The sequence below is a fragment of the Cedecea neteri NBRC 105707 = ATCC 33855 genome, assembly GCF_001571265.1.
Lineage (GTDB): Bacteria > Pseudomonadota > Gammaproteobacteria > Enterobacterales > Enterobacteriaceae > Cedecea > Cedecea neteri.
The window spans coordinates 30,725-57,192 of the sequence record NZ_BCTL01000034.1; the positions used below are offsets into that span (position 1 = coordinate 30,725).

At 58.3% G+C, this 26,468-nt stretch carries 21 protein-coding genes; 13 read left to right on the top strand and 8 right to left on the bottom strand.

Annotated elements, in window-relative coordinates:
- The first annotated feature begins 21 nt into the window (after positions 1–21).
- From CNE01S_RS14820 to CNE01S_RS14835, 4 genes are read left to right on the top strand one after another with little or no spacing between them, the layout of a single operon-like run.
- The gene (locus CNE01S_RS14820) at positions 22–981 is read left to right on the top strand and encodes an ABC transporter permease (RefSeq protein WP_061277098.1); all 960 of its coding nucleotides are present in this window, start codon (positions 22–24) and stop codon (positions 979–981) included.
- Positions 981–1,928: an oligopeptide ABC transporter permease gene (opp4C, locus tag CNE01S_RS14825; RefSeq protein ID WP_061277099.1), complete on the top strand. Its 948-nt coding sequence runs from the start codon at positions 981–983 to the stop codon at positions 1,926–1,928. Before CNE01S_RS14820 ends, opp4C begins: the two co-directional genes overlap by 1 nt.
- A complete protein-coding gene (locus tag CNE01S_RS14830) occupies positions 1,925–2,905 on the top strand; it encodes an ABC transporter ATP-binding protein (protein WP_061277100.1) in 981 nt (326 codons plus the stop codon). The genes opp4C and CNE01S_RS14830 overlap by 4 nt, the downstream gene beginning before the upstream one ends.
- Positions 2,902–3,867 (top strand): ABC transporter ATP-binding protein, encoded by a 966-nt coding sequence (locus tag CNE01S_RS14835; protein WP_061277101.1) that lies wholly within the window; start codon positions 2,902–2,904, stop codon positions 3,865–3,867. The genes CNE01S_RS14830 and CNE01S_RS14835 overlap by 4 nt, the downstream gene beginning before the upstream one ends.
- A gap of 9 nt (positions 3,868–3,876) precedes the next feature.
- Here the strand turns inward: CNE01S_RS14835 and CNE01S_RS14840 are convergent, their stop codons facing one another.
- The 4 genes from CNE01S_RS14840 to CNE01S_RS14855 are packed head-to-tail and all read right to left on the bottom strand — an operon-like array spanning position 3,877 to position 10,487.
- Positions 3,877–5,496, bottom strand: a complete 1,620-nt coding sequence (locus CNE01S_RS14840) for a cyclic peptide export ABC transporter (protein ID WP_061277102.1) — start codon at positions 5,494–5,496, stop codon at positions 3,877–3,879.
- A 33-nt stretch (positions 5,497–5,529) separates the two neighbouring features.
- Positions 5,530–7,527 (bottom strand): Fe(3+)-hydroxamate ABC transporter permease FhuB, encoded by a 1,998-nt coding sequence (gene fhuB, locus CNE01S_RS14845; protein ID WP_061277103.1) that lies wholly within the window; start codon positions 7,525–7,527, stop codon positions 5,530–5,532.
- Positions 7,520–8,380, bottom strand: coding sequence for an iron-siderophore ABC transporter substrate-binding protein (locus CNE01S_RS14850; RefSeq protein WP_061277104.1), 861 nt, complete (start codon positions 8,378–8,380; stop codon positions 7,520–7,522). Before CNE01S_RS14850 ends, fhuB begins: the two co-directional genes overlap by 8 nt.
- 4 nt (positions 8,381–8,384) lie before the next feature.
- Complete coding sequence (locus CNE01S_RS14855) at positions 8,385–10,487, bottom strand: TonB-dependent siderophore receptor (protein ID WP_245874484.1); 2,103 nt, start codon at positions 10,485–10,487, stop codon at positions 8,385–8,387.
- Positions 10,488–10,697: 210 nt separating this feature from the next.
- On the opposite strand from CNE01S_RS14855, the gene CNE01S_RS14860 reads away from it, so the two are divergent.
- From CNE01S_RS14860 to dcuR, 3 genes are all read left to right on the top strand, one after another.
- Positions 10,698–11,462 carry an AraC family transcriptional regulator gene (locus CNE01S_RS14860; RefSeq protein WP_061277106.1) on the top strand — a complete coding sequence of 255 codons (765 nt, stop codon included), beginning with the start codon at positions 10,698–10,700 and terminating at the stop codon, positions 11,460–11,462.
- 64 nt (positions 11,463–11,526) lie between these two features.
- Positions 11,527–13,149, top strand: a complete 1,623-nt coding sequence (locus CNE01S_RS14865; RefSeq protein WP_061277107.1) for a sensor histidine kinase — start codon at positions 11,527–11,529, stop codon at positions 13,147–13,149.
- Complete coding sequence (gene dcuR, locus CNE01S_RS14870; protein WP_061277108.1) at positions 13,146–13,865, top strand: two-component system response regulator DcuR; 720 nt, start codon at positions 13,146–13,148, stop codon at positions 13,863–13,865. Before CNE01S_RS14865 ends, dcuR begins: the two co-directional genes overlap by 4 nt.
- Here the strand turns inward: dcuR and CNE01S_RS14875 are convergent.
- The gene (locus tag CNE01S_RS14875; RefSeq protein WP_061277109.1) at positions 13,846–14,814 is read right to left on the bottom strand and encodes an FAD:protein FMN transferase; all 969 of its coding nucleotides are present in this window, start codon (positions 14,812–14,814) and stop codon (positions 13,846–13,848) included. The genes dcuR and CNE01S_RS14875 overlap by 20 nt on opposite strands.
- Before the next feature lie 58 nt (positions 14,815–14,872).
- Positions 14,873–17,653: a flavocytochrome c gene (locus CNE01S_RS14880; protein ID WP_061277110.1), complete on the bottom strand. Its 2,781-nt coding sequence runs from the start codon at positions 17,651–17,653 to the stop codon at positions 14,873–14,875.
- 619 nt (positions 17,654–18,272) lie between these two features.
- Here CNE01S_RS14880 and CNE01S_RS14885 point away from each other — a divergent pair.
- The 6 genes from CNE01S_RS14885 (at position 18,273) to CNE01S_RS14910 (ending at position 24,819) form a co-directional block, all read left to right on the top strand.
- Positions 18,273–19,784 (top strand): DASS family sodium-coupled anion symporter, encoded by a 1,512-nt coding sequence (locus CNE01S_RS14885; RefSeq protein ID WP_045781484.1) that lies wholly within the window; start codon positions 18,273–18,275, stop codon positions 19,782–19,784.
- A gap of 55 nt (positions 19,785–19,839) precedes the next feature.
- A complete protein-coding gene (gene fumA / locus CNE01S_RS14890; RefSeq protein ID WP_061277111.1) occupies positions 19,840–21,489 on the top strand; it encodes a class I fumarate hydratase FumA in 1,650 nt (549 codons plus the stop codon).
- Positions 21,490–21,601: 112 nt separating this feature from the next.
- Complete coding sequence (locus CNE01S_RS14895) at positions 21,602–22,930, top strand: sensor histidine kinase (protein ID WP_061277112.1); 1,329 nt, start codon at positions 21,602–21,604, stop codon at positions 22,928–22,930.
- Positions 22,909–23,526, top strand: a complete 618-nt coding sequence (locus tag CNE01S_RS14900; protein ID WP_061277113.1) for a response regulator transcription factor — start codon at positions 22,909–22,911, stop codon at positions 23,524–23,526. The genes CNE01S_RS14895 and CNE01S_RS14900 overlap by 22 nt, the downstream gene beginning before the upstream one ends.
- Positions 23,527–23,618: 92 nt before the next feature.
- On the top strand, positions 23,619–24,116 hold the full coding sequence (locus tag CNE01S_RS14905) for a GlcG/HbpS family heme-binding protein (protein WP_061277114.1): 498 nt from the start codon (positions 23,619–23,621) through the stop codon (positions 24,114–24,116).
- 19 nt (positions 24,117–24,135) lie between these two features.
- Positions 24,136–24,819 (top strand): outer membrane protein, encoded by a 684-nt coding sequence (locus CNE01S_RS14910; protein ID WP_061277115.1) that lies wholly within the window; start codon positions 24,136–24,138, stop codon positions 24,817–24,819.
- A 36-nt stretch (positions 24,820–24,855) separates the two neighbouring features.
- Here the strand turns inward: CNE01S_RS14910 and zinT are convergent, their stop codons facing one another.
- Both zinT and CNE01S_RS14920 read right to left on the bottom strand, forming a co-directional pair.
- On the bottom strand, positions 24,856–25,500 hold the full coding sequence (zinT, locus tag CNE01S_RS14915) for a metal-binding protein ZinT (protein WP_061277116.1): 645 nt from the start codon (positions 25,498–25,500) through the stop codon (positions 24,856–24,858).
- Between the two features lie 214 nt (positions 25,501–25,714).
- Positions 25,715–26,419, bottom strand: coding sequence for a hypothetical protein (locus CNE01S_RS14920; protein WP_061277117.1), 705 nt, complete (start codon positions 26,417–26,419; stop codon positions 25,715–25,717).
- Positions 26,420–26,468: the final 49 nt, after the last annotated feature.

Genomic DNA, 26,468 nt, shown 5'->3' on the forward strand with positions numbered 1-26,468 from the left:
GGCGTCGGCAGTGAGAACGTAATGAAAAATTTTATTCTGCGCCGCCTGCTGCAAACCCTGCCGATGCTGCTGCTCGCCTCGTTTATTATCTTTATGCTGTTCGCGAAAACCCCCGGTGATTTTATCGACGGCAATATCACGCTGACAGCCGCCCGCGTCGCCGAGCTAAAGGCCATTTACGGCCTCGACCAGCCGCTGTTCACCCGCTATATCCACTGGCTTGGTCAGCTCATGACCGGTAACTTAGGCTTCTCTTTGCAGTACCAAATTCCCGTTAGCCAGTTGCTGAACCAGTACATCTGGAACTCTTTCCTGCTGGCCTCTATCGCGCTGGTGTTTTACTGGGGCATTGGCCTAGCGGTGGGCATTGTCTCGGCCATGAAGCCCAACTCGCTTTTTGACCACCTGGTCAGCGTGCTGGTGTTCGCCGCCATGTCTTTCCCGACCTTTTTCCTCTGCCTGCTGCTGATCAAATGGTTCGCGGTGGATCTGCACTGGCTGCCGGTCGGCGGCATGACCAATACCGGCAGCGACGCCACCGGCTGGGCCTACGTAGTGCAGGTTGCCGCCCACCTGGTGCTGCCCGTACTCGCGCTGGTGATGCTGCAGGCGGGCAGCCTGACGCGCTACTTCCGCGCCAGCATGCTGGACGTGGTGAAAATGGACTTTATCCGCACCGCCCGCGCCAAGGGGTTGCGGGAACGTACAGTGATCCTGAAGCACGCCCTGCGCAACGCACTGCTGCCGATCATCACCCTGCTGGGCTTTGAGCTGCCTGGGCTGTTTTCAGGCGCAATCATCACCGAGAAAGTCTTTAACTGGCCGGGCGCGGGCCACATTCATATTGATTCACTCGCCGCCCGTGATTACCCGGTGCTGATGGGCTTCACGCTGTTTTTGGCGGGGCTGACAATCCTCGGAAACCTGATTGCCGATGTGCTTTACGCGTGGGCCGACCCGCGCATTCGTGTGAGGTCGTGATGCTCAGTTCTCTGTTTTCTACCAACCGCCGCCTGCGCAAGGCGGAAATCCCGGCGCTGGCCCAGGTCACGCCTTCACCCTGGCGCCAGGCCTGGCAGGCGCTGAAGCGCAACCATCTGGCGATGTTCTGCCTGATTCTGTTGATTGTGATGGCGGTGTGGTGCGCGTTTGGGCCACTCTGGTCACCGTGGAAAGACGACGCCACCGACGCCCTGATGATCAACAAACCGCCGGGCGAAATACACTGGCTGGGCACCGACTTCCTCGGACGCGACGTCTATACCCGCCTGCTGCTGGCCGGGCGCATCTCGTTAATCATCGGCCTGTTGACTATGCTGCTGTCGGTCACCCTCGGCTACCTGCTCGGTGCGGTTTCCGGCTACCTGGGCGGCTGGACCGATAAGCTGATTATGCGCCTGGCAGATCTGGTGATGACTATTCCGAGCCTGCCGCTGCTGATCGTCGCGGGCGCGATGCTGTCAGAGCTCGACTTCTCGCCGGACTCGCGTATTTACATGGTGGTTATCATGCTCAGCCTGCTGGAGTGGCCGAAGCTGGCGCGCCTGGTGCGCGGGCAAATCCTCTCCCTGCGCGAACGCGACTTTATGCTGGCGACTCGCGTGCTCGGCCTATCCGCCCGCCGTCGCCTGTTCGGCCACCTGCTGCCGAACACCATTCCAATTTTGGTGGTCATGGCCACCATGGCGGTGGCAAACGCTATTCTGATGGAGTCGGCGCTGAGCTACCTCGGCCTCGGCGTTGTGCCGCCCACCCCTTCCTGGGGCAATATGATGGACAGCGCCAACAGCCTGATCGACTTCCAGCGCCGCCCTTGGCTGTGGATGCCGCCGGGAATAGCCATTTTTATCACCGTGATCGCGATTAACGTGCTGGGCGACGGCCTGCGCGATGCGCTGGATCCGAAAATGAAGCGAGGCGCGAAATGAACGAAGCGCTGATTGAGTTTAATAACCTCTCCCTCTCCTTTGCCGGAGAACAGGGCCGCGTGCGCGCCGTGCAGGACGTGTCGTTTACCGTTCGCGCCGGGCAAACCGTTGGCGTCGTCGGCGAGTCCGGCTGCGGCAAAAGCGTGACCGCCATGTCGCTAATGGGCTTACTCCATCCACAGGCCGCGCGGATTGACGGCGGCGAGATCCTCTTTCAGGGGAAAAACCTGCTGGGGCTTAAGCCTGCGCAAATGGCAGATTTACGCGGCAACGAGCTGGCGATGATTTTCCAGGAGCCGATGACCGCCCTGAATCCGGTGCTGACCATCGGCGATCAGCTGTGCGAACCGCTGATCCATCATCGCGGGGAAACGCCGAAAGCCGCCTGGCACCTGGCGACACAAATGCTGACCAACGTCGGGCTGGCGCGAGCGGAGAGCCTGATGGCCAGCTATCCGCATCAGCTTTCCGGCGGCATGTTGCAGCGGGTGATGATCGCCATGGCGCTTAGCTGCCGGCCAAAACTGCTGATTGCCGATGAGCCCACCACGGCGCTGGACGTGACCGTTCAGGCTCAGATCCTCTGCCTGCTGCGGGATCAGGCACGCCAGCACCACATGGCGCTGATGCTGATCACCCACGATCTCGGCGTTATCGCCCAAATGGCGGAACACGTCGTGGTGATGTACGCCGGGCGCATCGTCGAGCAGGGGCCAACGGCTGAAGTACTCCGCCATCCGCTGCACCCGTATACCAAAGGGCTGATCGCTTCCCGACCAGTCCCCGGCGAGCGCCGCCGCAGGCTCTATTCGATCCCCGGCCAGGTGCCCGATTTAGCCGCCCTGCCGCCTTACTGCGCTTTTACCGATCGCTGCGAGCGCGCTACCGATCGCTGCCGCCAGGGCATTCCGGCGCTGCTCGGCCAGCAGCGACAGGCGGCCTGTTTCTACAGTGAGTTAGCGGAGTCCGTATCGTGAACAATCAGTACGTTATTGAAGTCGAAGGACTCAAAAAACACTTCCCGCTGCGTGACGGGCTGTTTGGCCAGCAAACCGGCGAGCTGCGCGCGGTCGACGGCGTCAGCTTTAACATTCGCCAGGGCACGATTTTCGGCCTGGTAGGCGAGTCCGGCAGCGGGAAAACCACCGTCGGGCGCACCCTGCTCGGCCTGTATGACAAAACCGCCGGCAGCGTGAAGTATCGCGGCAAAGAGCTGAGCGAGCTGAGCGCCAAAGAGTCGCAGGCGCTGCGGCCTAAAATTCAGCTCGTCTTTCAGGATCCTTATAGTTCGCTAAACCCGCGCATCCGCGTAGGAGACGCCATTGGCGAAGCGATGCTGGAGCACAAGCTTTGTACCCGCGCCGAGCTGCGGGACAAAGTGTTGGAAGTGATGAAGATTTGCGGCCTGGCGCCTCAGCATTACAACCGCTTCCCGCATGAGTTTTCCGGCGGCCAGCGCCAGCGCATTGGCATCGCACGCGCGCTGATCCTTAACCCCGATTTTATTATCGCGGACGAACCGATCTCGGCGCTCGACGTTTCCATTCAGGCGCAGATCATCAATCTGTTTTCCGATCTGCGTGACGAACGCGGCGTAACGTTCCTGTTTATCTCGCACGATCTCGGCGTGGTGGAACACCTGTGCGACGACGTGGCGGTGATGTATCTCGGCCAGTTGGTGGAAACCGCCAGCCGCGACGTGCTATTCAGCCAGCCTCTGCACCCGTATACTCAGGCGCTGCTGGCCGCGGTCCCGACGCTGGATCCGAGCAGCGAGCCGGTGGCAGCCATTCAGGGCGAAATCCCCGATCCTTCGCGCCCACCTTCCGGCTGCCGCTTCTCCTCTCGCTGCCCGCTGGTCACCGACCGCTGCCGCCAGGAAGTCCCCGCGCTGCGTGAAGTGGGCAACGCTCACCGCGTCGCGTGCCATTTGGTTTAGATCTGCACTTCAGGCAGACAGCGGCCTGACCACGCTGTCTGCTACCACTTTCCCGGACTCCAGCTTAATTAACCTGTCCGCCAGCGGGAAATATCGGTCGTCGTGGGTAATGGCGAGCACCGTTTTTCCCTCCGCTTTTAACATCGGCAGCAGCACTTTATAGAACACCTCTTTAAAGCCGGGATCCTGGTCCGCCGCCCACTCGTCAAACAGATAAAAAGGCCGGTTCTCCAGCCAGGCCTGCAGCAGCGCGAGGCGTTTACGCTGCCCCTGAGAAAGCGCGGTGGTTGAGAAACGCCCGTCGCGGAAGGCCACTTTGTGGTCGAGCTTCAGCAGGTGCAGCAGTTTGTCCACCTGGCCCGCCGTGCGCTCGTGGACGTTATCCACATCATCAAACAGGAAGAAATCATTGAACACTGCAGCGAAGTGCTGGCGGTAGATTTCACGCTGTTCCGCGGTAACCGGCATGCCGTTAAGCCTGATTTCACCGCTGTCCGGCGGGTAGAGGCCAACCAGCAAATTTGCCAGCGTGGTTTTCCCGCTGCCGTTGCCGCCCACCAAAAAGATCAGCTCGCCCTTGGTAAAGCGAAGATCAAGCGGCCCGAGGGTAAAACGTTCGCCCTCTTCGCCCTGATACTCGTAGCGAATGTCCGTCAGCTCGAGGCTGTCGAAATGGGGCGGCCTTTTCAGCGGCAGCAGCTTCTCCTGCGGCAGATCGGCTTTAAGCTGGGCGATTCGCTGGAGCGCGATACGGGCGCTGGTCAGCGTTGGTAAGGCCGAGAGCACGCCTTCGACCGGCACAATCATGTACAGAAAAATCATCGTGTAGCCGGTCATCACCGCCGTACTGAGCGCCAGAGACTCCCGCAGCCAATAAAGCACCACGCCGATAAACGCGAAGAACAGCACGCTGCCCCAGCTTTTCGCCAGACCATAAAACACATACCCGCGAGTGCGTTCGAGGCGAACCGCCTCGATGTTCTCGCTCAGCGGGCCGTCGACGAAATGCCGCCTGCGCGGCGGATTCAGGCGAAACTCACGCCCGCCGTCGAACAGTTTCTTACACTGGGCAATCAGCGTATCTTCCCGCTGCCGCGAGCTACGCAGCAGCCCCAGCGCTTTGTCGTGGGCGGCTCGATAGCCCATTGCGCCCAGGCCAAGCACCAGCAGCGCCAGCAGCAAAACCTGCCACGACAGCGTGCCGAGGTAGAAAAGGCAGCCGACAATCGCCGCCCCATAGATAAGCAGCCCCGGCAGGCTGACAAAAAAGACCACCAGCGTGTCGAGATCCTGCGTAAGTATCGAAACGGCCTTCGCCATGCCGGTTTTCTCCAACTGCGCCCAGGCAGTTTCACTGACGTGGTTCACCACATCTTTACGCAGTGTGGCCTTCACTTTTTGCCCGAGCCACATAAACAGCGTTTCGGCCAGTACGCGAGTGCTCAGCATTAACGCGGCCAACAAAACAAACTTCAGAGCCACATCGGCCAGCCCGTCGGGCGGCAACGTCAGGCTATGGTTGATCACCGCCAGCAGCGAGGCGTTGCTTAACCCACTGACCACGCTGGCGAACGCCGCCAGCACCAGCCAGCCGCCCACCAGGCGGAACAGCATCATTAACAGAGACATTGTTGCTTCCTTTTCGACATTACTCTTCCGGCGCTATTGTTGATGTGTATGCGCCCGGCTACGAATCAGCGGCCATACCAGCAGCGGTACGCCGACCAGCGACGCCACCAGCCCCACGGGCAGCTGACGCGGATAAAGAAAATTGCGGCCCATCCAGTCCGCCAGCACCATAATCAGCGCGGACAACAGCGCGGCGGTGAACAACTGCGCCATCGGGCGTTTCGCGCCGGCTTTTCGCGCCAGATGCGGCCCCAGTAGCCCAACAAACGACACCGGCCCGACGATCAACGTGGCAAGTCCGGTCATCAATGCGGCCAGCGCCAGTACGCTAATCCTCGCCCTGGCAACATTCACGCCGAGCGAGCCGCTCACCTGCCCAAGCGGTAACAGCAGCAGCCAGCGTCTGCAAAGTGGAGAAACCGCCAGCAGCAGCAACATGGCGAAGAACACGCCGATGGCGATGCCGTTATTAACGTAGTAGGTGCTGCCGGTCATCAGCTGCAGCAGCATCGAACTGGCCTGGCGGTTATTGAGCATCACGATACTGGCAATCGCCTGGAACAGCGCGTTCAGCGCCAGCCCGTTCAGCAGCACCCGCTGCGGGTTAAAGGCGCTCTGGCGGCTGCTCCACAGCGTTATCAGCAGGCTAATTAATGCCCCGGTGGCGCTGCTGAGGATCATCAGCCCTGTCCCGCCCGCCGGGAATAGCAGCAGAAACGCCGTCACGCCCATCGCTGCCCCGCCGCCGATGCCGAGGATCTCCGGGCTTGCCAGCGGGTTGCCGCTAACGCGCTGCATCAATACGCCCGCGGCCGCCAGCAAAGCTCCGGCGCTTAACGCCGCCAGCAGGCGCGGCAGGCGCATCGGCAGCAGAGCGTGTTGTTCTGCAAGGGTCGTCCAGTGCCAACCGTGCAGCCCTTGCCCGACAAACAGCGACAGCACAATAGCCACCAGCAGCAACACAAAAGCAGTGCCCGCCGGGAAGCGCACGCCACACGCCTCGCCTTCGTAGGCGGAGGGCGTGGTGTCCTGCACCTGATGCCGGGCTTTGCCCGCAAGCAGAATCAGCAGCGGCCCGCCGGTTAAAGCGGTTAGCATGCCGACGGGCAGCAGTTGCCCGTCCAGCAGCGTGATACGGCTGACGCACAGATCGGTGAACCACAGCAAACCGGCGCCGATAAGCAGAGAATGGCAGAGCATTTGCCGCGTGGTGCGCGCCCCACCTAACCTGGCCAGGTGCGGGGCGGCGAGGCCGATAAAACCAATCACCCCGACGCTATTAATGATTAGAGCGCTCATCACCAACGCCAGCGCCATCGCCGCCGAACGGATCAACAGCGGAGAAGCGCCTAAGCTGTTCACCATCGCCTCCGGCAGCCTGAGCAGCGCCAGCGGGCGAAGCAACAGCAGCAATGCCAGCAAGCACAGCCCCAGCCAGGGCAGGATCGTCGTCACGCCGCCCCAGTCCTGCTGCGCCAGCGAGCCGCCGCCCCACATCAGCACCGATAGCAGAAAACGGTCGTTGATCACCGCCATGATCATGGTCAGCGAGCCGCACCACAGGTTGACCAGCATCCCGGCCTGAATCATCACCAGCGGCGACAGGCGCTGCCGCCAGGAAAGCAGCAACACCAGCAGCAAAGCGGCAACTTCCCCGGTAATCACCACGCCGGTGCGGGCCGTCAGCAACGTGGCCGGGAACCACATCGAAGCCACGCCTAACGCCAGCGTCGCGCCGGAGGTCATGCCGAGGGTAATCGGCTCCGCCAGCGGATTGCGCAGCGCGCGCTGCATCAGCCAGCCGCAAAGCGCCAGCCCCGCGCCGCCGAGCCACGCCATCACCTGCTGCGGGAACCACATGGAATGCAGGATCACCGCCTGCGCATTCGGCATTTGCGAGCTAAAAAGCACGCTCAGACCTTGAACAAGCCCGCCGTGCTGCGCCACGCTTTGCAGCGCCATGATCAGGCTTGCCGCCCAGAGTGCGGCTATCAGCAGCCAGGAAGCCGTCGTTTTTCCCGTCTCAGCCACGTTGCCACCCCGTCACAATCTGCCCCAATGCTTCGGCGATGCGCGTGGCCGTCACCAGCGCGCCACCGGAATTGAATTTTTGCGCCGGGAAAGCCAGTTGAGGCTGAGAAGTGAGCGGCAGGCGCTGCCACAGCAATGAACTCTGCCAGCGCTGGATCTGCGGCCATTGCCCGTCCTCCGGCAATAGAATCAGCCCGGCATTGTCTGCGCCGATGCGCGTTAACTCGACCATCGCTTCGCCCTGGGAATTAACGCCGCCTTGCCAGGCATTGCTGAAACCACAGCGTGCCAGCACATCTCCGGCGAGGCTGCCTGTGCCGTAAAGCCGCATATGCAGCGCGTCTATCGGCGTGGCGATCAGTAGCGGGCGTTGATAAGCCGCGGCAGACTCTCGGGCATGAAGCGAAGCCTGCTCAAAGGCCGCCAACACCGCACGCGCCTGAGGTTCACGGCGCAGCACGGTAGCCAGCTTATTGAGGGAGACTTGCCATTCGGCGAGGCTGCCGGTTGGCAGGGTAAGCGTCGGCGCGATGCGCTCCAACTGGGGCTTGAGCAGCGCATGGCCTGGCGTGATCACAATAAGATCGGGCTTCAGCGCGTACAGCGTTTCGAGGTTCGGCTGAAACAGCAGGCCAATATCCACCACGCTGGCGGGCAGCTCCGGCGTGCCAATCAGCTTGCGGTACCAGTCGGGAGCGGAAACCGACTGCGGCGTGACGCCGAGCGCCAGAATCAGCTCGGTTAGCCCCCAGTCGAGCACCGCCAGGCGCTGCGGAGGCCCGGAAACGGCACCAGCCGCCCCGATAAACGGAGCGGCCAGCGCTAAGGTCAGTAAACGTCTGCGGGAGAGCATTCGCTTACCACTGGTAGCTTAACGTGGCCACGTACTGACGCTTAACCGCGAACTCACAGCCGTTGTTCTGGCAGGCGGCGAGGTAGGTTTTGTTGGTCAGGTTGGCGGCGTTAAGAGCGACCTGCCACTGGCGATACTGCCAGCCGATGCGGGCGTCATAGACCGTGGCGCCCGGCACCTGCAGCGAGTTATCGGTGGTGGCGTAACTTGGGCCGACATAACGCACGCCGCCGACGACGGAGAAACCATCCAGCGGGCCGCTGAACGCGTACTGGCTCCAGAGCTTAGCCAGGTTGCGGGAAATGCCCGTCGGGTGTTTGCCTTCGCTGCCGTCGTTCGCCTTCATCACTTCCGGGTCGGTCAGCGAGTAAGACGCAAGGATCTGCCAGGCAGGCGTGACGTTCACCTTGCCTTCCAGCTCGATCCCACGCGAGCGGATCTCGCCGGTCTGCACGCTGTAGTTCACATGATCGGGATCCGGCGTGGCGACGTTAGTCTGGCGCAGATCGAACAGCGCCAGGGTAAACAGCGCGTCCATCCCGACCGGATCGTATTTCAGCCCGACTTCGGTCTGCTTGCCTTTGGTTGGCTTAAACGCATTACCGTTAAAGTCGGTGCCGGCGCTTGGCACAAACGAGGTCGAGTAGCTGATGTACGGCGCAATACCGTTATCAAAGTGGTACAGCAACCCCGCGCGGCCGGTTGTCGCGTAGTCGTTGCGCGTCTGGTGAGTGTCGTTCAACAGGTTGGTGGCTTTGGTTTGCGCGCTGTCGTAGCGCCCCGCCAGGCTCATCACCCAGTTATTCAGCGCCAGCTGATCCTGCAGATAAAGCCCCGTTTGATCCATCGTAGAATGGCTGTTGCTGGTAAACGCAGGCACTTCCACCAACGGGCTGTAGTCCGGGTGGAGGTAATTCAGCGGCGAAGCGTCGCCGTAGCCCGCCTGGCTGCGCACCGAGGAGTGCATCACATCCACGCCCAGCAGCGCAGTGTGCGACACCGGGCCGGTATCAAAGCGGAACTCGCCCTGGTTATCTGCTGCAAAGTTACTCATCGTCTCGGTGAGGTTCATGGAGTAACGGTCAACCTGCGGCTGGGTCGGGTAAGTCCCGAACGGATAGACCATGCGGTAATCGGCACTGCTGCTGATGTAGCGCACGTTCTGGCGCAGCGTGACGTTATCGTTCAGCTCGCTGCGGAACTGATAACCGATGCTGCCCTGCCTGCGGGTGTAGGTATCAAAGCCCGGCTGGCCGCCGTAGAAGTGGGTGCCGATGTTACCGTTCGGGTTGTTCACCAGCGTGCCCTTCATCGGCAGCATATTGTAGAAGCCGGTATCAGGATCCTGGCGCAGCTGCGCCAGCAGCGTCAGGCTGGTGCGGTCGTTTGGCTGCCAGGTGACGGACGGAGCAATGTCGTAGTGCTGGTAACGGGTGTGATCGACCTGCGTTTTGGTGTCGAAGAAGGTACCCGCCACGCGGCCCAGCCACTCTTTGCTGTCGGTCAGCGGGCCGGTCACGTCGAAGCCGGTGCCGAACTGGCTGTTATTCCCGGCGCTGACGTAAACCTGGCCGCCCGGCTGGGCCTGAGGCGTTTTGCTGACTAGGTTCACCACGCCACCGGGGTTCGCCTGGCCGTAAAGCACGGAAGCAGGCCCTTTGACCACTTCAATGCGGGAGAGCAGGAACGGATCCCACGCCGGGCGGCTCCACCAGGCTTCACGCGGCAAACGCAGGCCGTCCAGGTATTCGTCGGCTTCAAAGCCGCGCACCATGATGGTATCAAAGCGGGTATCCGGGCCAGCATCTTCCGACGAGACGCCCGCGACGTAGCGCAGCGTCTGGGGAATATTTTTTGCCGCCATCGCCGCAATCTGTGCCTTGGTCACCACCGAAATACTCTGCGGCGTGCGGCTAATCAGCGAGCTGGATTTGGTGCCCGCCACCGCCTCATGCGCCACCACGCTGGTTTCATCTTCCTGGCCGGAAGAAGAAGGTGCCGTGGCCGTAACGACCATCGTGCTGTCCTGTGCCGCCGGTTTGTCTGCTGCATGGGCAAAGCCCGCGCACGCCGCAAAGACCGCACAACTTAACGCCTTCAAAGGCATGTTCCCGTTTACCCATCCGCCCTGTTTCATATCGACCGTATCATGTTATAAGAAGAGGATCGAAATGATAATTATTCACCTTTAAAAGAGAAGAGCACCCGTGGCAGAATAGCGCGATCGGATGGGGAGATATCGCAAAGCGGACAGACATTGTCTTAACGCGCTACTGCATCATGAAATGGCGAGAATCGGACGAACGGCAGGCAACAAATGATAAAGCAATTCACACAGCAGAGTCCGCAGGAAGCGTTTCTGGAAGTACGAGAACTCCATTATAGCGCAGGAAGCCAGGAACCGTTTCACGCCCACGAACAGGGCCAGCTGATTTACCCGGTCAGCGGCGTGGCGAAGATCCGCAGCGAGCAAAACGTTTGGGTGGTCGCCCCCGGCCACGCGCTCTGGCTGCCGGGGCGCCTGCCGCACGGCCTGGAGGCCATCGGTAAAGTGGTGACCCACAACCTGTACATGACGCCCGCAGCCTCAAACGCATTCAGCCGCCACAGCCGCAGCCTGGCCGTTACGCCGCTGTTTCAGTCTGTGACCGTCGCCGGCCTTGAAAAGCCCGCCGACCCGCAGCGAAGCCAGTTATTGCATGATCTGCTGCACAACGAGCTTCTGCGCTTGCAGGATATTGCCCTGTGCCACATCACCCTGCCCCACGACAGGCGTATTCGCCAGCTTTGCGATGCGCTATGCAGCGACCTTTCCCAGCGGGAAACCCTGGCCTGGTGGGGCAAACAGGTAGGCGCGAGCGAAAGAACGCTGGCCAGGCTGTTCCGGGAAGAAACCCAGCTCAGCTTTACCGAATGGCGACAGCAAATGCACCTGGTGGAAGCCGTCTGCCACCTCGCGCGCGGCACCACCATCAGCAATCTCTCCAGCACGCTCGGCTACGCCAGCAGCAGCGCATTTATCGCTATGTTCCGGAAAAAACTGGGCGTTTCCCCGCAGAGGTATATTGGCCGCTATCTCTGACACGGCTTTTACAATCCGGTTCCATCGGCGATAATCAGCGTTTGCGCCCCGGACCGGAACAACCATGAGCGACACAAAGCCCCCGCAAACGACGGCCAAGCGCCCGATGAAACTCAGCACCTCGGTGACGCTGATGCTGTGCGCCGTTATCGGCTCGGTGCTGCTTGTGGTTTACGCCCTGTATTTTATCCAGATAAGCAACGCCACCCGCAGCGGCCTGAAAGACACCGCGCTGGCGGTGGCGAGAACCCTGGCCGACGATCCAACGATCAAGTACGGCCTGACGCAGCCCCACAGTAAAGACATCATCCCGCCCGTAGCCTCACGCGTGCAGGATCGTAACGACCTGCTGTTCGTGGTGGTGACCGACATGAACGGCATTCGCTACTCGCACCCCAAACCCGGCAATATCGGCTCGCATTTTATCGGCGACGACATTTTCCCGGCGCTGGAGGGCAAAGAGAATGTTTCTATCAACCACGGCGTGCTGGCGGAAGCCCTGCGCGTTTTTACGCCGGTCTATAACGAGCAGCATAAGCAGATAGGCGTGGTCGCCATCGGCATTTCGCTCAGCAAAGTGGATGAGCAGATCAGCAAAAGCCGCTGGAGCGTACTCTGGACGGTGTTATTTAGCGCCCTGTTCGGCTCGCTCGGCACCTGGGTGCTGGTACGGGTACTGAAACGCATTCTGTTCGGCTTCGAGCCGTATGAAATTTCCGCCCTGTTCGAGCAGCGCCAGGCGATGCTGCAGTCCGTCAAAGAGGGCATTATCGCCGTCGACCGCGAAGGCCGGGTGACGCTCATCAATCACGCGGCGCGCAAGCTGCTGCTCTCCCCGGATGATTTCCGCCTCGGCAAAACCGTGCCGCCGGGGCCGCTGGTGGCAACGCTGTGCGAAGTGCTTCATACCGGCACGCCGATTCAGGACAGGCAAATCATCAGCTATGGTCGCCTGGTCTTGTGTAATGCGGTGCCAATTCGTATAAATAATCAGGTGATCGGCGCCATCAGTACCTTCCGCGACAAGACTGAAATCAATTTGTTGACCCAGCGTGTAGACGGCATGGTGAATTATGTCGACGCGCTGCGCGAGCGCTCACACGAATTTATGAATAAGCTGCACGTCATTCTTGGCCTGCTGCAGCTTAAACATTACGACAAGCTTGAAGAGTACATTCTGCAAACCGCCAGCAATTACCAGACGGAAATTGGCACGCTGCAGAGCAAAATTAAGTCGCCGGTCATTGCCGGGTTCCTGATTGGCAAGATTAACCGCGCGCGGGAAGCGGGCCACCATCTGGCGCTTGCCGATGAATGCCAGCTGCCGGACAACCCGAACGAGCTTCAGGTGATGGCGCTGATTACCGCGCTGGGCAACCTGATAGAGAACGCGCTGGACGCAATGGCAGGCCAGGCTGATGGCGAGGTGGGCGTACTACTGCACTATCAGAACGGCGTGCTGAGCGTTGAGGTCAGCGACGACGGGCCGGGCATCGATCCGGACCATATTCAGTCTATTTTTGACAAAGGCTACTCCACCAAAGGCGATCAGCGCGGCGTGGGGCTGTTCCTCGCCAGGCAGCAGCTTGAGCGGCTCGGCGGCAGTATTCAGGTGGAGTCAGAACCCGGCGTCTTCACCCAATTCTTTGTGCAGTTACCCTGGGATAGTGAAAGGAACAATGCGTGATTAATGTCTTAATTGTTGATGATGATGCGATGGTCGCGGAGCTTAACCGCGCCTACGTCAGCCAAATCCCGGGCTTTACCTGCTGCGGTTCCGCCTCCACGCTGAAACAGGCGCGGGAGATGGTCAGCAACCCGGAGTTAAAAATCGATCTGATCCTGCTGGACGTTTATATGCAGCAGGACAACGGCCTGGATCTGCTGCCGACGCTACGTGAAGCGGGGAAAACCATCGACGTGATCGTTATCTCGTCGGCGGCGGACGCGGCCACTATCCAGAAGTCGATGCACTACGGCGTGGTGGATTACCTGATTAAACCGTTCCAGTTCCCGCGCTTTGAAGAAGCGTTAACCAACTGGCGCGAAAAGAAAAACCTGATGGGCACCCACAAATATTACGAGCAGGCGGACGTTGACAGGCTGCTGCACGGTGGCTCGCCGGTGGTGGCGGACGCCAAGCGCCTGCCGAAGGGGCTGACGCCGCAAACGCTGCGCACCATTTGCCAGTGGATCGACACGCACCCGACGGAAGAGTTCTCCACCGACGAACTGGCGGCAGCGGTGAATATCTCTCGCGTTTCATGCCGTAAGTATCTGATCTGGCTTGCGCAGATCAATATTCTGTTCACCAGCATTCATTACGGCATGACCGGCCGCCCGGTGTACCGCTATCGCCTGCAGGCCGAGCAGCTTGGCCTGCTCAAGCAGTACTGCCAGTAATCAGCTGGTAGCCGTCATCCAGTAACGTAAAGCGGAACTGGCTGGCGGAAGAGAGAATAATCTCTCGCCGTTTTGTGACAAAAATCGCCTCGATATCGGGGCGATTTGCCAGCACGGCGCAGCCCTTCTCGACGCCCATCCCGTAAATCAGCGTGGTCCAGATATCACCGTCTAAAGAGTCAGTCGACACGATCGTCACGCTATCCAGGTCGTTGTCCAGCGGATAGCCGGTACGCGGATCGAGAATATGGTGATAGCGTTTGCCGTCCAGTTCGAAATAACGCTCATAAACGCCGGACGTCACCACCGACTTGTTTGCCACCTCAATCACGCCCAGCATCTCGTCCGGGCCGCTAAACGGCTTTTTCAGCCCGATGGACCAGCCGCCTTCCGGCGAACCCAGCGTTTGTACGTTGCCGCCGAGGTTAATCAATCCCTGCTCCACGCCCTGACGCTTCAGGAAGTCGCGCACGCGGTCGGCAATGTAGCCCTTGGCTATCGCGCCCAGGTCGATTTCCATGCCGCTGTGCGCCAGATAAACGCTGCCTTCGGCTTCGTCCAGCACCACCTGATGTGGCTGCGTGCGCGGCAGCAGCGCGGCGATATCCTGCGCCGGCGGCACGCTGTCGCCCTTAAAACCAATCTTCCAGCGCTTCACCAGCGGGCCAATGGCCAGATTAAAAATACTGTCGGGAAACTGGCTGGCGGCTTTGGCGCATTTGATGAGTTCGAACACGGGACGGCTGACGGTGACCGGATGTTTGCCCGCGGCGTGATTGATACTCATCACCTGGGATTCGGCGCGGTTCACGGTGAGCAGGTCTTCGTATTGTTTGATCAGGCGGAACACCTGGGAGGCGAGCGTTTCGTTGGCTTCGAACAGCTTGAGGAGAATGGGCGAGCCCATTAAAACGGCGGAGTAGCCATAAACACCTTCGGGTTGTGACATAGCGGACTCCTTTTGCTGAAAGGGTTGCGCCCCGGCAAAAGCCGGGGCGCAGTCGGGCTTAGCGTTTTGCCCAGCTTGCCGCCTGATGGCCCGCCAGGGTACCAAAGACAATAATATCGGCCACTGCGTTACCGCCGATGCGGTTGCCGCCGTGAATACCACCGGCCACTTCACCCGCCGCGAATGCGCCAGGGATAACCTGGTGCTGTTTATCCAGCACTTCGGTTTCGGCGTTGATGGTCACGCCGCCCATGGTGTGGTGCACCCCTGGGGCGATGCGGATGGCGTGGAACGGACCATCTTTAATCGGGTTACGCAGCGCGGTTTTACGACCAAAATCTTCGTCGTACTGATTTTCCACGAAGCCGTTGTAACGCTCAAGCGTGGCGAGGAAGGTGTGGTAATCCATCCCCAGTTTCTCCGCCAGTTCGCGAGGCCCTTCGGCGCTGACCACAAAGCCTTTGGCGATGTATTCATCCGCCGCTTTGTTTTTGGTGCGAACGTTCTCGTCGAACACGATGTAAGCGTATTTCTCCGGCAGCGCGATAATCTGCGCCGACACTTTATCGCGGGTTTCCATTTCGTTAAAGAAACGGCTGCCTTTCTGGTTCACGAGGATGGCACCGCCGCCGCGAATGGACTCGGAAATCAGGTACGAAGTGGTTTGCTCCACGGTTGGGTGAATCTGAATTTCGCCCATATCCACGGTGCCTGCGCCCAGTTTTTCCAGCAGCGCGATGCCGCCACCCGTTGCGCCTTTGTGGTTAGTGGTGACAAAGCCTTCCAGATCCGGGCGGTATTTCACCACCATCGAACTGTTGGCGCTGAAGCCGCCGGTCGCCACGATCACGCTTTTCGCGTGGATGGTCAGCGCTTCGTTTTCGTCCGTCAGCAGCGCCACGCCGCTGACCGCGCCCTGGTCAAACAGGATTTCCGTTACCGCTGTTTCCATCAGCACGTCGATGCTGCGTTTGTTGATGTTACGCAGCAGGCCGCTGATCAAGTAACCGCCAACCGCCGATCCATCACGTGGGCGGTGGGTGCGGTCAATGCTCATCCCGCCGGTGGTGGTGATGTCGTTCAGCATGATGCCGCGATCCGCCAGCCACTCAATGGCCTGCGGGGCGTTTTCCACAAAGCGATGCAGCAGCTCAGGGTTGTTTTTGTTGTAGCCGCCTTTCAGGGTTTCGGCATAGAACAGCTCTTTGCTGTCGAGAATACCTTTTACGCGCTGGAAGCGGGTTTCCGCCGCGTTCATGCCGGCAGATGCCTTGACGGTGTTCCCGCCGATGGACGGCATCTTCTCAACGATCAGGACGCTGGCACCTTCGTCATGGGCCTGAATCGCCGCCGCCAGACCGGCACCGCCGCTGCCGACCACAACCACGTCGTAGCTCTGCGGGGCGCTAACGCCGCCGCTTTCTTCAAATGCCTGCTGTTTGCTGGATTTCACCATCGCTTTAGAAACGGCTTTTTTCACCGCTTCGCTCTGGGAAGTCGCGCCGGAAATGGCATCCACAAACGGCGAGTTGGCGGTCAGGATGCGGGTACGAATTTCTTCGAAGTTAGTGGTGAATTCAACGTCGTCCTGCGGGCCAGAAGCCAGCACGATATCGGCGATGCGATCGCTGTCGAGGCTGACGTTGATCACCAGCTGATTGACGTCATCGCTAACAGTTTCTTCGAAAATCCCCGGTTTGAATTTAGAGGCACCGCCCATGCTCATGTCGCGGATCATCGCCTCGACCAGCGAGAAGCGCCACAGCGGCTCAGGAATAGTCAGCTCTTCACGTTTGGTGCTGTCGATAAACAGATCCAGCACTTCGCCGTTGGCGATGCGGGCAGTCCAGTCAGGGTAGGCGATGCAGGCGCGGCCCACGGCCACCAGGTCATACCCGTGTTCCAGCGCGGTTTCCACGTCGGATGCATTGACGATGCCGCCCACGCCCATCACCGGGATCTGCGCCAGCGCGTCGGAACGCATTGCACAGTATTTGTTGATAAGCGGCGTCGGGTCACTGGTGTCGTTGATCGACGGACGCAGCGAGTAACCCAGGGAGAAGTGCAGGTAGTCCAGACCGCGCGCGGCCAGTTTTTCCAACAGATACATGGTGTCGTCGAAGCGAATGCCCGGGACTTCAAGCTCTTCCGGGGAGAAGCGATAGCCGATGATGAACGCGTCGTCGGCGTACTGGCGCACCATCTGATGGGTGATATCCAGTACAGCGAGCGGGAACTTAGCGCGGTTATCGCGGCTGCCGCCCCATTCGTCGTCGCGCTGGTTTGAGTTCGGGGAGTAGAACTGCTGGATCAGGTAGGTATTCGCGCCGTGGATTTCCACACCGTCAAAACCTGCCTGAATCGCACGGCGAACGGCGTCACCAAATTTGGTGACCATGCCTGCCACTTCTTCTGTGGTCAGGCCACGCGGCGTTGCGGCGCCATCACGCGGTGCAGCCAGTGCGCTAGGGCCAACCGGCGTGCGGCCACCGATGAGTTTAGGGTCAACCATGCGGCCGCCGTGGTAAATCTGCAGCAGCGCTCTGGAGCCTTCAGCCTTAATCGCGGAGGCGATTTTCGCCAGGCCGGCAATTTTTTCGTCGGTATCTATCCCGATAGCGCCCGGGAATGCGAGGCCCAAATCGTCAATAAAGCAGCATTCCACCACGATGGTGCCGATGCTCCCGGCACGGACGCGGTAGTACTCCACCAGCTCTTCGGTCACGGTGCCATCAAAATACCCGGTGCAGGTGGTCATCGGTGCCATTAGCAGACGATTTTTTAACGCCGTACCGTTAGGTAAAGTAAATGGGCTTAACATGTGTTTGTCGGTGCTCATAATGTCGACTCCAAACTTTAAAATTTAAAACTGAGAATTGGGTTGCTGGCACTATTTTCGTTCTGGTTATTGGCCACTTCGCATATCAACAATATAAGACTATTTTTAGTTACCAAACTATTTACGTTAGTTTAAAAATTATTGAAGAACCGTAATAACACAATTACCCACAACGTGTTATTAATTAAAATATAAAAGATAACAGCTTATTAAATTAATATAACATTTCAGTTACCTTGGCAGAGTACCACACAGACACACGCCAGGCCTTGCGCAGAGCGGAATCGAGTCAGCTAAAACCACTAAAAATAGACTGAGAGGCGCATTTTTAATGATCAAATTGATAACTTTTTTGCGTAAATACCCCTGAAAATATGCGAACTATTATTTTTTTATAAAAGAATAAACAGAATGCTGTTTCTTGATCTCGATCAATTGTCATATACCCCGAAAGCGCAATATATAATTATCCAAAGAATTTAATTCACCGCTGATAAAAAGCGATGAATGGTTATTTCCGCCACAACCAGAAACCAACATTTAATTAATAAAGAAAGTTTAAAAACTAAAGTAAGCGGAAATAAAAACAGAATCCTTAACTCCTTATAACGGTGTCATTATGAGTGTAATAACCACCAATCTACCGCCGCTCAAAGAGAGCACTAAAAAAGCAGGCAGCAACAAACGTTGGCTGATGATGGCGCTGCCCATCATTGTGGCACTGTTGTTGATGCTGGTTCCGGTCCCGGACGGCTTGCCGCCGTACGCCTGGCACTTCTTTGCTGTCTTCGTCGGCGTCATCGTAGGGCTTATCTTCGAGCCGCTGCCGGGCGCCGTTATCGGCCTGACCGGGATCGTCGTCATTTCACTTGGCAGCCAGTGGCTGCTGTTCAGCCCGGAACAAATGGCCGACCCGAAATTCAAGCTGGCGGGGGCCTCCTTTAAATGGGCGGTCAGCGGCTTCGGTAACTCCACCGTCTGGCTTATCTTCGGCGCATTTATGTTTGCTGCCGGTTACGATAAAACCCAGTTTGGCCGTCGCCTGGCGCTGATTCTGGTGAAATACCTTGGCCGCCGCAGCCTGACGCTGGGCTACGCCATTGCCTTCGCCGACCTGCTGCTGGCGCCGTTTACCCCGTCCAACACTGCACGTAGCGGCGGGACCATCTACCCGATTATCGCTAACCTGCCGCCGCTGTACGGCTCTAAACCTAACGACCCGAGCGCACGTAAAATCGGTTCTTACCTGATGTGGGTGGCTATCACCGCCGCATGTATCACCAGCTCAATGTTCCTTTCTGCTCTGGCCCCTAACCTGCTGGCGCTGGCGCTGGTGAAAAGCATCGTCGGGATCAACATCTCCTGGGGTATGTGGTTCCTCGCCTTCCTGCCGCTTGGCCTGCTGTTACTGCTGACCATGCCGCTGCTGGCCTACTGGCTCTATCCGCCTGAAGTGAAAGTGAACGACGAAGTGCCAAAATGGGCGAGCCGTGAACTGGAAAAACTGGGCAAGCTGTCCCGCAACGAAATCCTGCTGCTGGTGTTCGTCTGCTCCGCACTGGTGATGTGGATCTTCGCGGCAAGCTGGATTGAGCCTGCGCTGGCCGCCCTTCTGGTTATCGTCCTGATGCTGTGGACCGGCGTCCTGAACTGGAACGACATCACCAATAACAAGGCGGCGTGGAATACCTTCGTCTGGTTCGCCACCCTGGTTGCCCTGGCCGATGGCCTGTCTTCTACCGGCTTCATCTCCTGGCTGGGTAAAGAAGGCGGCGCGCTGATGACCGGTATCGCCCCAGGCACCGCGACCATTGTCCTGCTGCTGGCGTTCTACCTGCTGCACTACCTGTTTGCGAGCACCACCGCGCACACCACCGCACTGCTGCCGGCGATGCTGACCATCGCCTCCACCATTCCGGGCATGAATATGGAAGTGTTCTGTCTGCTGATGGTGACCTCGCTGGGTATCATGGGCATCATCACCCCGTACGGCACCGGCCCAAGCCCTATCTACTACGGTAGCGGCTACCTGCCAACCAAAGACTACTGGCGCCTGGGCACCATCTTCGGCGGCCTGTTCCTGGTCGCGCTGCTGGTGATTGGTTATCCGTGGATGTCCCTGATGTTCTGATTTAAAGCCGCTGGAGGGCAACCTCCGGCGGTTTATTTTTATGGAGTAACGAGCTATGTCGAACAAACCTTTTGTTTACCAAAATCCCTTCCCGCTGGCGCATGACGACACCGAATATTACCTGTTAACCCGCGACCACGTTTCCGTAAGCGAATTTGAAGGCCAGTCCATTCTTAAAGTTGAGCCGCAGGCGCTGACCCTGCTGGCGCAGCAGGCGTTTCACGATGCGGCGTTTATGTTGCGCCCGGCGCATCAGCAGCAGGTGGCGAACATCCTGAGCGACCCGGAAGCCAGCGAGAACGACAAATACGTCGCGCTGCAGTTCCTGCGTAACTCCGAAATCTCGGCCAAAGGCATTCTGCCGACCTGCCAGGACACCGGCACAGCCATCATCATGGGAAAAAAAGGCCAGCGCGTCTGGACCGGCGGCGGCGATGAAGCGGCGCTGTCTCAAGGGGTGTACAACACCTATATCGAAGATAACCTGCGTTACTCTCAGAACGCCCCGCTGGATATGTACAAAGAGGTGAACACCGGCACCAACCTGCCAGCGCAAATTGATCTCTACAGCGTGGACGGCGACGAATACAAATTCCTGTGCGTCGCCAAAGGCGGCGGCTCCGCCAACAAAACTTATCTCTACCAGGAAACCAAGGCTCTGATCACCCCGGCGAAGCTGAAAAATTACCTGGTTGAGAAAATGCGTACCCTGGGCACCGCGGCCTGCCCGCCGTACCACGTGGCGTTTGTTATCGGCGGCACCTCCGCTGAATCTACGCTTAAAACCGTGAAGCTGGCGTCTACCCACTACTACGACGGCCTGCCAACCGAAGGCAACGAGCACGGCCAGGCATTCCGCGACGTGCAGCTTGAGCAGGAACTGCTGGAAGAAGCGCAGAAGCTCGGCCTGGGCACACAGTTTGGCGGTAAATACTTCGCCCACGACATCCGCGTCGTTCGCCTGCCGCGTCACGGCGCATCCTGCCCGATCGGCATGGGCGTTTCCTGCTCTGCGGACCGCAACATCAAGGCCAAAATCAACAAAGACGGCATCTGGATTGAGAAACTGGAAAGCAACCCGGGTAAATACATCCCGGAAGAGCTGCGTCAGGCCGGTGAAGGCGAAGCGGTGAAAGTGAACCTGAACCGCCCGATGAAAGAGATCCTCGCTCAGCTGTCCGGGTTCCCTGTTTCCACCCGCCTGTCGCTCAGCGGCACCATCATCGTGGCGCGTGACATCGCCCATGCGAAGCTGAAAGAGCGTCTCGATAACGGCGAAGCGCTGCCTCAGTACGTGAAAGATCACCCGATCTACTACGCTGGCCCGGCCAAAACCCCAGAGGGTTACGCTTCCGGCTCCTTAGGCCCAACCACCGCAGGCCGCATGGACTCCTACGTGGATCAGCTGCAGGCCAACGGCGGCAGCATGATCATGCTGGCCAAAGGTAACCGCAGCCAGCAGGTGACGGACGCCTGCCACAAACACGGTGGGTTCTATCTCGGCAGCATCGGCGGCCCGGCTGCCGTGCTGGCGCAAAACAGCATCAAGAGCCTTGAACTGGTGGAATACCCTGAGCTGGGCATGGAAGCCATCTGGAAAATTGAAGTGGAAGACTTCCCGGCGTTTATCCTGGTGGATGACAAAGGCAACGACTTCTTCCAGCAGATCCAGAACAAACAGTGCGCAGGCTGTAACAAGCACTGATTGTTCTAAAAGCTGAACTGAGGCGGGCGCTGCGGTGCCCGCTTTTTTTTGCCTAAAAGTTACTCCATACTGAAGCCCATATTTTCAGCCGTCGCCGACCAAAGGACTTCGCATGTTAAGGATAATCAGCTGGCTATTGCTCACGCTGCTTAGCTGCGCAGGGCTTGGCGCCTGGTTTTTACAGCAGCAATACCAAGACAAATCCGCCGACTTCCGCATTCTTTATCGCGAAATTACGGTCAAGCTGTCCCAGCACGATGCCATTATCCCGCTTCTGCCAGCCAGTCAGGATGCCGGTGAAGTACAAAAGATCCTGCCGCAGATAGTCCTGTGGCGGCGGCATAACAACCTTGAGCCTCGCCTGGCGATTGTGCCGGAATCAAATGGCCGCTACTGGCTGAACCGCCCTAACCTCTCGCTGCTGATTGATCTCCCGACGCTGCTCGACACCCTGGGGGAGAAAAAGACTTTTCAACACCTCAGCATCAGCTGGAATAACACAATTCTTTGCGAACAGGGCAACGCCAACGCGGGCTACTGGCGGTGGGACAAAGCCGTCGCCAGCCCGACGCAACCGTTTTTAGTGTCGGCAAGCGACAGCCCGGAATGGGCGGAACTGCCCTGGTGGCTTATCGTTTCTCCGGCGATTTTCTGGGCGCTGGCACTCTATTTACTGACGCAATATCAGGCGAACAAACGCCGCCGGGACATTGCCGACCTGCGCGCCCGCTATGCCGAACTGACGCGGCTGAATACGATGGGAGAGCTGGCGGCCGGCATGATGCATGAACTAAACCAGCCGCTAACCGCCATCATGAGCTACAACCAGGCGGCAGTACGGCTAATTAAGCAGGAGAACCCGGCCCAGGTTCCTGACCTGCTGGACGCCGCCGTGCTGCAAATAAAGCGTATCGATGCCCTGCTAAGTCAGTTCCGCCAGAAGCTCACCAGCGAGCGAGCCGAGTACCAACGGGTCGATCTCCCGCCGCTCTGGCAGCGCGTATGCAGACTGCTGGATAACGAACTGAGCAGCGGAAAAATCCGCGCCACCAGCCAGTTTGCCGACGACCTGCCGCCGCTGTTTGCCCCGCCGCTGTGGGTGGAGCAAATCCTGCATAACATCGCCAGCAACGCGATTCAGGCACAGACCAGCGGCGCGGGCTGGATACATCTGGACGCGACAATTGAAAATCAGGGTATCGCGCTGACGCTGACCGACGGCGGGCCGGGGCTTTCCCCGGAAGCGCTGGAACAGGTCTTTATCCCGTTCTTCACCACCCGTGCGCAGGGTGTTGGGCTGGGGATGGCACTCGCCGATACGCTGGTACAGCGCCTGAACGGTACCATTGAAGTCAGCAACATGCCGGGGGGCGGAGCCTGTTTCCGCCTTTGGTTCCCGCTACGGGATGAGGAGAAATTATGGAACCGTGCATCTGGCTGATTGATGACGACGCCGCCATTCGCGACTCGCTGAGCCTCCTGCTCGCCACCGTCGGCTGGCAAACTCACGTTTTTGACGGCGCCCAGGCTTTTCAGCAAAACGCCGGTGACTTCAGCCAGCTCAGCGGCTGCATGCTGCTGGACATCCGAATGCCGGGAAAAACCGGGCTGACGCTGCTGGAGGAGTGGACGCAGCAAGGCCTGACGCTGCCGGTGATTATCATGACCGGGCACGGCAACATTGACCTGTGCCGCCGGGCTTTTAAAAACGGTGCCTTTGAGTTTCTTACCAAGCCCGTTGATGCCGACCTGCTGTTCGAAGTCGTTGGTGCGGCGATGGAACAGCAGAAAGCGAAAGCCGAAGCCCGGCAGCAATGGCTGCCGCTGCAGGAGAAACTGGCGACGCTTACCGCGCGCGAAAAAGAGATGCTGGAGCAGCTGATTCAGGGCTATTCCAGCAAGGAGATCGCGCAGCTGTGCTCGCTTTCTCCTCGCACCGTGGAAGCGCATCGCGCTAACATTTTCGCCAAGCTGGAAGTAAATTCCCTGCCTAAGCTGCTAAAAACCTACGGCGGCATCGCCAAAGAGACTAAGTAAAACTACCTGGAAAGTTAGGTGTTCGCGCCAATTTCCCGCCTGTGACTCGTTGCATAGTATTGCTCCATAACCAACAACTCTGGAGCAACATCATGAAACGTCTTCTGTTAAGCGCCCTGCTGCTGGGCGGCATCGTCTCTACCGCCAGCGCCGCCACCGGCGTGCTGAGCCAGAAAAACCTCTCCCTTGAGCTTGCCGATAAGCTGGCACAAAGCGTTCTTCAGGTGTGCGCCAAAGATAACTACAACGTGGCGGTCACCGTGGTTGATCGTTCAGGCACGCCGCTGGTGATGAAACGCATGGACAACGCCGGGCCGCATACCGTGGAAGCCAGCCGCATGAAAGCTTTCACCTCGCTGACCACCAAAAACCCAACCGACAACGTAATGAAAGGCTCTCAGTCCAACGCCGGCGCGGCCAATATGCGTGATATCCCTGGCTTCCTGCTGCTGGCGGGCGGCGTGCCGGTGAAGTCCGGTGAACAGGTGATTGGCGCAGTCGGCGTCGGCGGCGCACCGGGTGGACATCTGGATCAGGCCTGTGCGCTGGAAGGCTTAAAAAGCATTGAGAAAGAATTGAACGCGGGCTAACACGGCAAGGAGCCAAAACATGAATCACAAGAAAAACATACTCACGCTGGCGGTTTTGCTGAGCGCGGGCCATGCCGCCGCAGCCACCAGCGATGAAGGCTATTACGCTTCGGCAAAATACGTGCACAGCGAGCAGCGCGCCAGCGACCAGGATACCAGCAGCCGTCCTGGCGTCGGCCAGTTTGTTGACGGCAAAGAAAAAGACAGGCTCGGCGGCGCTTCGCTGGCGGCAGGCTATCAGTACGGCAATGGCTGGCGTACCGAAGGGGAATACACCTTCCGCCAGAAAACCGAGTTTACCAGCGGCTCCACCGTCTTCCCGACTAGCTTCAACCACCTGAAGCTGAACACCGAGCGGCTGATGCTGAACGTCTATCGCGATTACAATATTGGCTATGGGGTGTCGCTGTTTGGCACCGCTGGCGTGGGCATTGCGAAAGTGAAAGCCGGCGGCTGGCAGGGCAACACCGCCCGTGAATACGCCGACAGCACGCAAAACAATCTCGCTTATTCGCTGGGCGCGGGCATTAGCTACTCACCGATCGATCGCCTGAACTTCGACGTGGGCTATCGCTACGTAGATATGGGGAAAGTGGAAAGCGGCTATAACACCTTTGGGAACGTACGCGGCCTGAAGGACGAGCAGATGAAGGCCCGTCTGGCCTCCAGCGAGTTCACTCTGGGTACTCGCTACCTGTTCTAAATACTAAGGCGGCCACCGGGCCGCCCTTTTACTGTGTTAGTGATGCAGCATCTCGTCGACAACCTGCGCTTTGGTCATGTTGTACGGGTAATACGTCGGCCAGTTATCCATCTCTTTCAGCAAAGCATCCTGTGATTCACTGCCCATAAAGATGTGGAAATGCTGCGACTGGCGCGGGGCGATGATGTGGTCGCTAAACTGCACGAACTTTGGCGCTTTGGACTGCGCGTCTTTGCACTCAAACAGGTAGCGAACGCCCTTCTTTCCCGAGGTGTAGGTCAGGATTTTGTGCCCGGCATAGTCGTAATGACAACTTTGCACCTCTTTGCCGACATGAAATTCGATGACGTTATTCTCAATCCCAATCATCTCCACGTTTGTCGCATAGCCTTTTTGATAATACGCACGATATTCCGCCAGGCTTTTGCCGCTCTTTTTGGCTTTTTTCTCCAGCACCGGATCGAGGTCGCCGCTTAGCAGTAAAGGATTGACCGACTGCCAGACGCCGTCCCAGTCGGACAGCGCGCGATCTTTCACGTTAACGTCGTCAAAGATCCCCTCGCTCGCCTTTTGTTCCACTTCCGTGAGCGGTTTGCCGTGATGATGGCCGTGCGCCAACGCCTGATGGCTCGCCAGTAACACGCCCATGCCCAGAATAAACGCCGATTTTTTCATGATCATACTGTTCCCCTGTGTATTCCTTACACGAAAAAAAACAAACGTTATAACATAACAAATAAAACATCAATCAGGTTTTCAGCGGGAATGAATATTCAGGATGGAGAGGAAATGGGGTTAGTTTCAATACAGACAGGTAAGGAAAATCTAAGGGGAAAATTGAATGCCCGAAGAAATTATCCAGGCATTCTTTTTAAAGCGCTTACTTTTTTCGCCATTAAAGGAAGGCATTCGCCTTTGTAGTAAATTTAGCGAGACAGCTATCCAACACCTGCTGTGTCACTTCATTCACTTTGGCATAGTTATTGGCCTGCCATTGTGGGAGGGTATATTCCGGCGTCGTTTCGGTAGAAACGCACTCCATAAACATGTAGTTGTCTTTCCCTGTTTTGTCTGTGGCATTGCGACTGAGCGTCGTTTTCATCACTAACGTATAATTGTCGTCACCGCCCGCCAGGTTTTTATACATCAGCTTCCAGGTTGTGGGCTTGATGATCAGCGGGCTGTTGTATTTTCTCATCGGCTGCCGATCCATCTCATTTTTCATGATGTCGCTCACGCGCGGCGTCAGGTAAGTAATGGAAGGGTTCATAACGCCCGGCACCTGAGTCCCTTTCAAATCTTCCTTGCTAAAACCGTTGACCTGCCCGCCTCCCGCAAAGGCCAGGGCCACGAACTGCAGCGTTTTCAGCGCCGCGGTTTTCGAGGTATCGCCCTGAGTCACGTAACGCAACTGAGTGTCCGTTGGGCGGCTAATACTGGTCTCGATATCCTCCCAACTTTCAACAATAAGCTGTGACTGATTCGTCGAAGTTATCGTCTGCATCGCCACACGTTTTTCGGTGTCAGGCAAAGGTTTTGAGGCACATCCCGCCAACAATAACGCCGCTGCCAGCACAGAGAAATTTAATTTTTGCAGCATTTTCTATCCTTAAAGCATCATCCCGGAAGCGGATGACATCGGCAGGGCT

Bases quoted from the DNA above. Each gene is read 5' to 3' on its own strand.
- CNE01S_RS14820 (WP_061277098.1), top strand. From the start codon at position 22: ATGAAAAATTTTATTCTGCGCCGCCTGCTGCAAACCCTGCCGATGCTG.
- opp4C (WP_061277099.1), top strand. From the start codon at position 981: ATGCTCAGTTCTCTGTTTTCTACCAACCGCCGCCTGCGCAAGGCGGAA.
- CNE01S_RS14830 (WP_061277100.1), top strand. From the start codon at position 1,925: ATGAACGAAGCGCTGATTGAGTTTAATAACCTCTCCCTCTCCTTTGCC.
- CNE01S_RS14840 (WP_061277102.1), bottom strand. From the start codon at position 5,496: ATGTCTCTGTTAATGATGCTGTTCCGCCTGGTGGGCGGCTGGCTGGTG.
- CNE01S_RS14850 (WP_061277104.1), bottom strand. From the start codon at position 8,380: ATGCTCTCCCGCAGACGTTTACTGACCTTAGCGCTGGCCGCTCCGTTT.
- CNE01S_RS14855 (WP_245874484.1), bottom strand. From the start codon at position 10,487: ATGCCTTTGAAGGCGTTAAGTTGTGCGGTCTTTGCGGCGTGCGCGGGC.
- CNE01S_RS14860 (WP_061277106.1), top strand. From the start codon at position 10,698: ATGATAAAGCAATTCACACAGCAGAGTCCGCAGGAAGCGTTTCTGGAA.
- CNE01S_RS14865 (WP_061277107.1), top strand. From the start codon at position 11,527: ATGAGCGACACAAAGCCCCCGCAAACGACGGCCAAGCGCCCGATGAAA.
- CNE01S_RS14875 (WP_061277109.1), bottom strand. From the start codon at position 14,814: ATGTCACAACCCGAAGGTGTTTATGGCTACTCCGCCGTTTTAATGGGC.
- CNE01S_RS14880 (WP_061277110.1), bottom strand. From the start codon at position 17,653: ATGAGCACCGACAAACACATGTTAAGCCCATTTACTTTACCTAACGGT.
- CNE01S_RS14885 (WP_045781484.1), top strand. From the start codon at position 18,273: ATGAGTGTAATAACCACCAATCTACCGCCGCTCAAAGAGAGCACTAAA.
- fumA (WP_061277111.1), top strand. From the start codon at position 19,840: ATGTCGAACAAACCTTTTGTTTACCAAAATCCCTTCCCGCTGGCGCAT.
- CNE01S_RS14895 (WP_061277112.1), top strand. From the start codon at position 21,602: ATGTTAAGGATAATCAGCTGGCTATTGCTCACGCTGCTTAGCTGCGCA.
- CNE01S_RS14900 (WP_061277113.1), top strand. From the start codon at position 22,909: ATGGAACCGTGCATCTGGCTGATTGATGACGACGCCGCCATTCGCGAC.
- CNE01S_RS14905 (WP_061277114.1), top strand. From the start codon at position 23,619: ATGAAACGTCTTCTGTTAAGCGCCCTGCTGCTGGGCGGCATCGTCTCT.
- CNE01S_RS14910 (WP_061277115.1), top strand. From the start codon at position 24,136: ATGAATCACAAGAAAAACATACTCACGCTGGCGGTTTTGCTGAGCGCG.
- zinT (WP_061277116.1), bottom strand. From the start codon at position 25,500: ATGATCATGAAAAAATCGGCGTTTATTCTGGGCATGGGCGTGTTACTG.
- CNE01S_RS14920 (WP_061277117.1), bottom strand. From the start codon at position 26,419: ATGCTGCAAAAATTAAATTTCTCTGTGCTGGCAGCGGCGTTATTGTTG.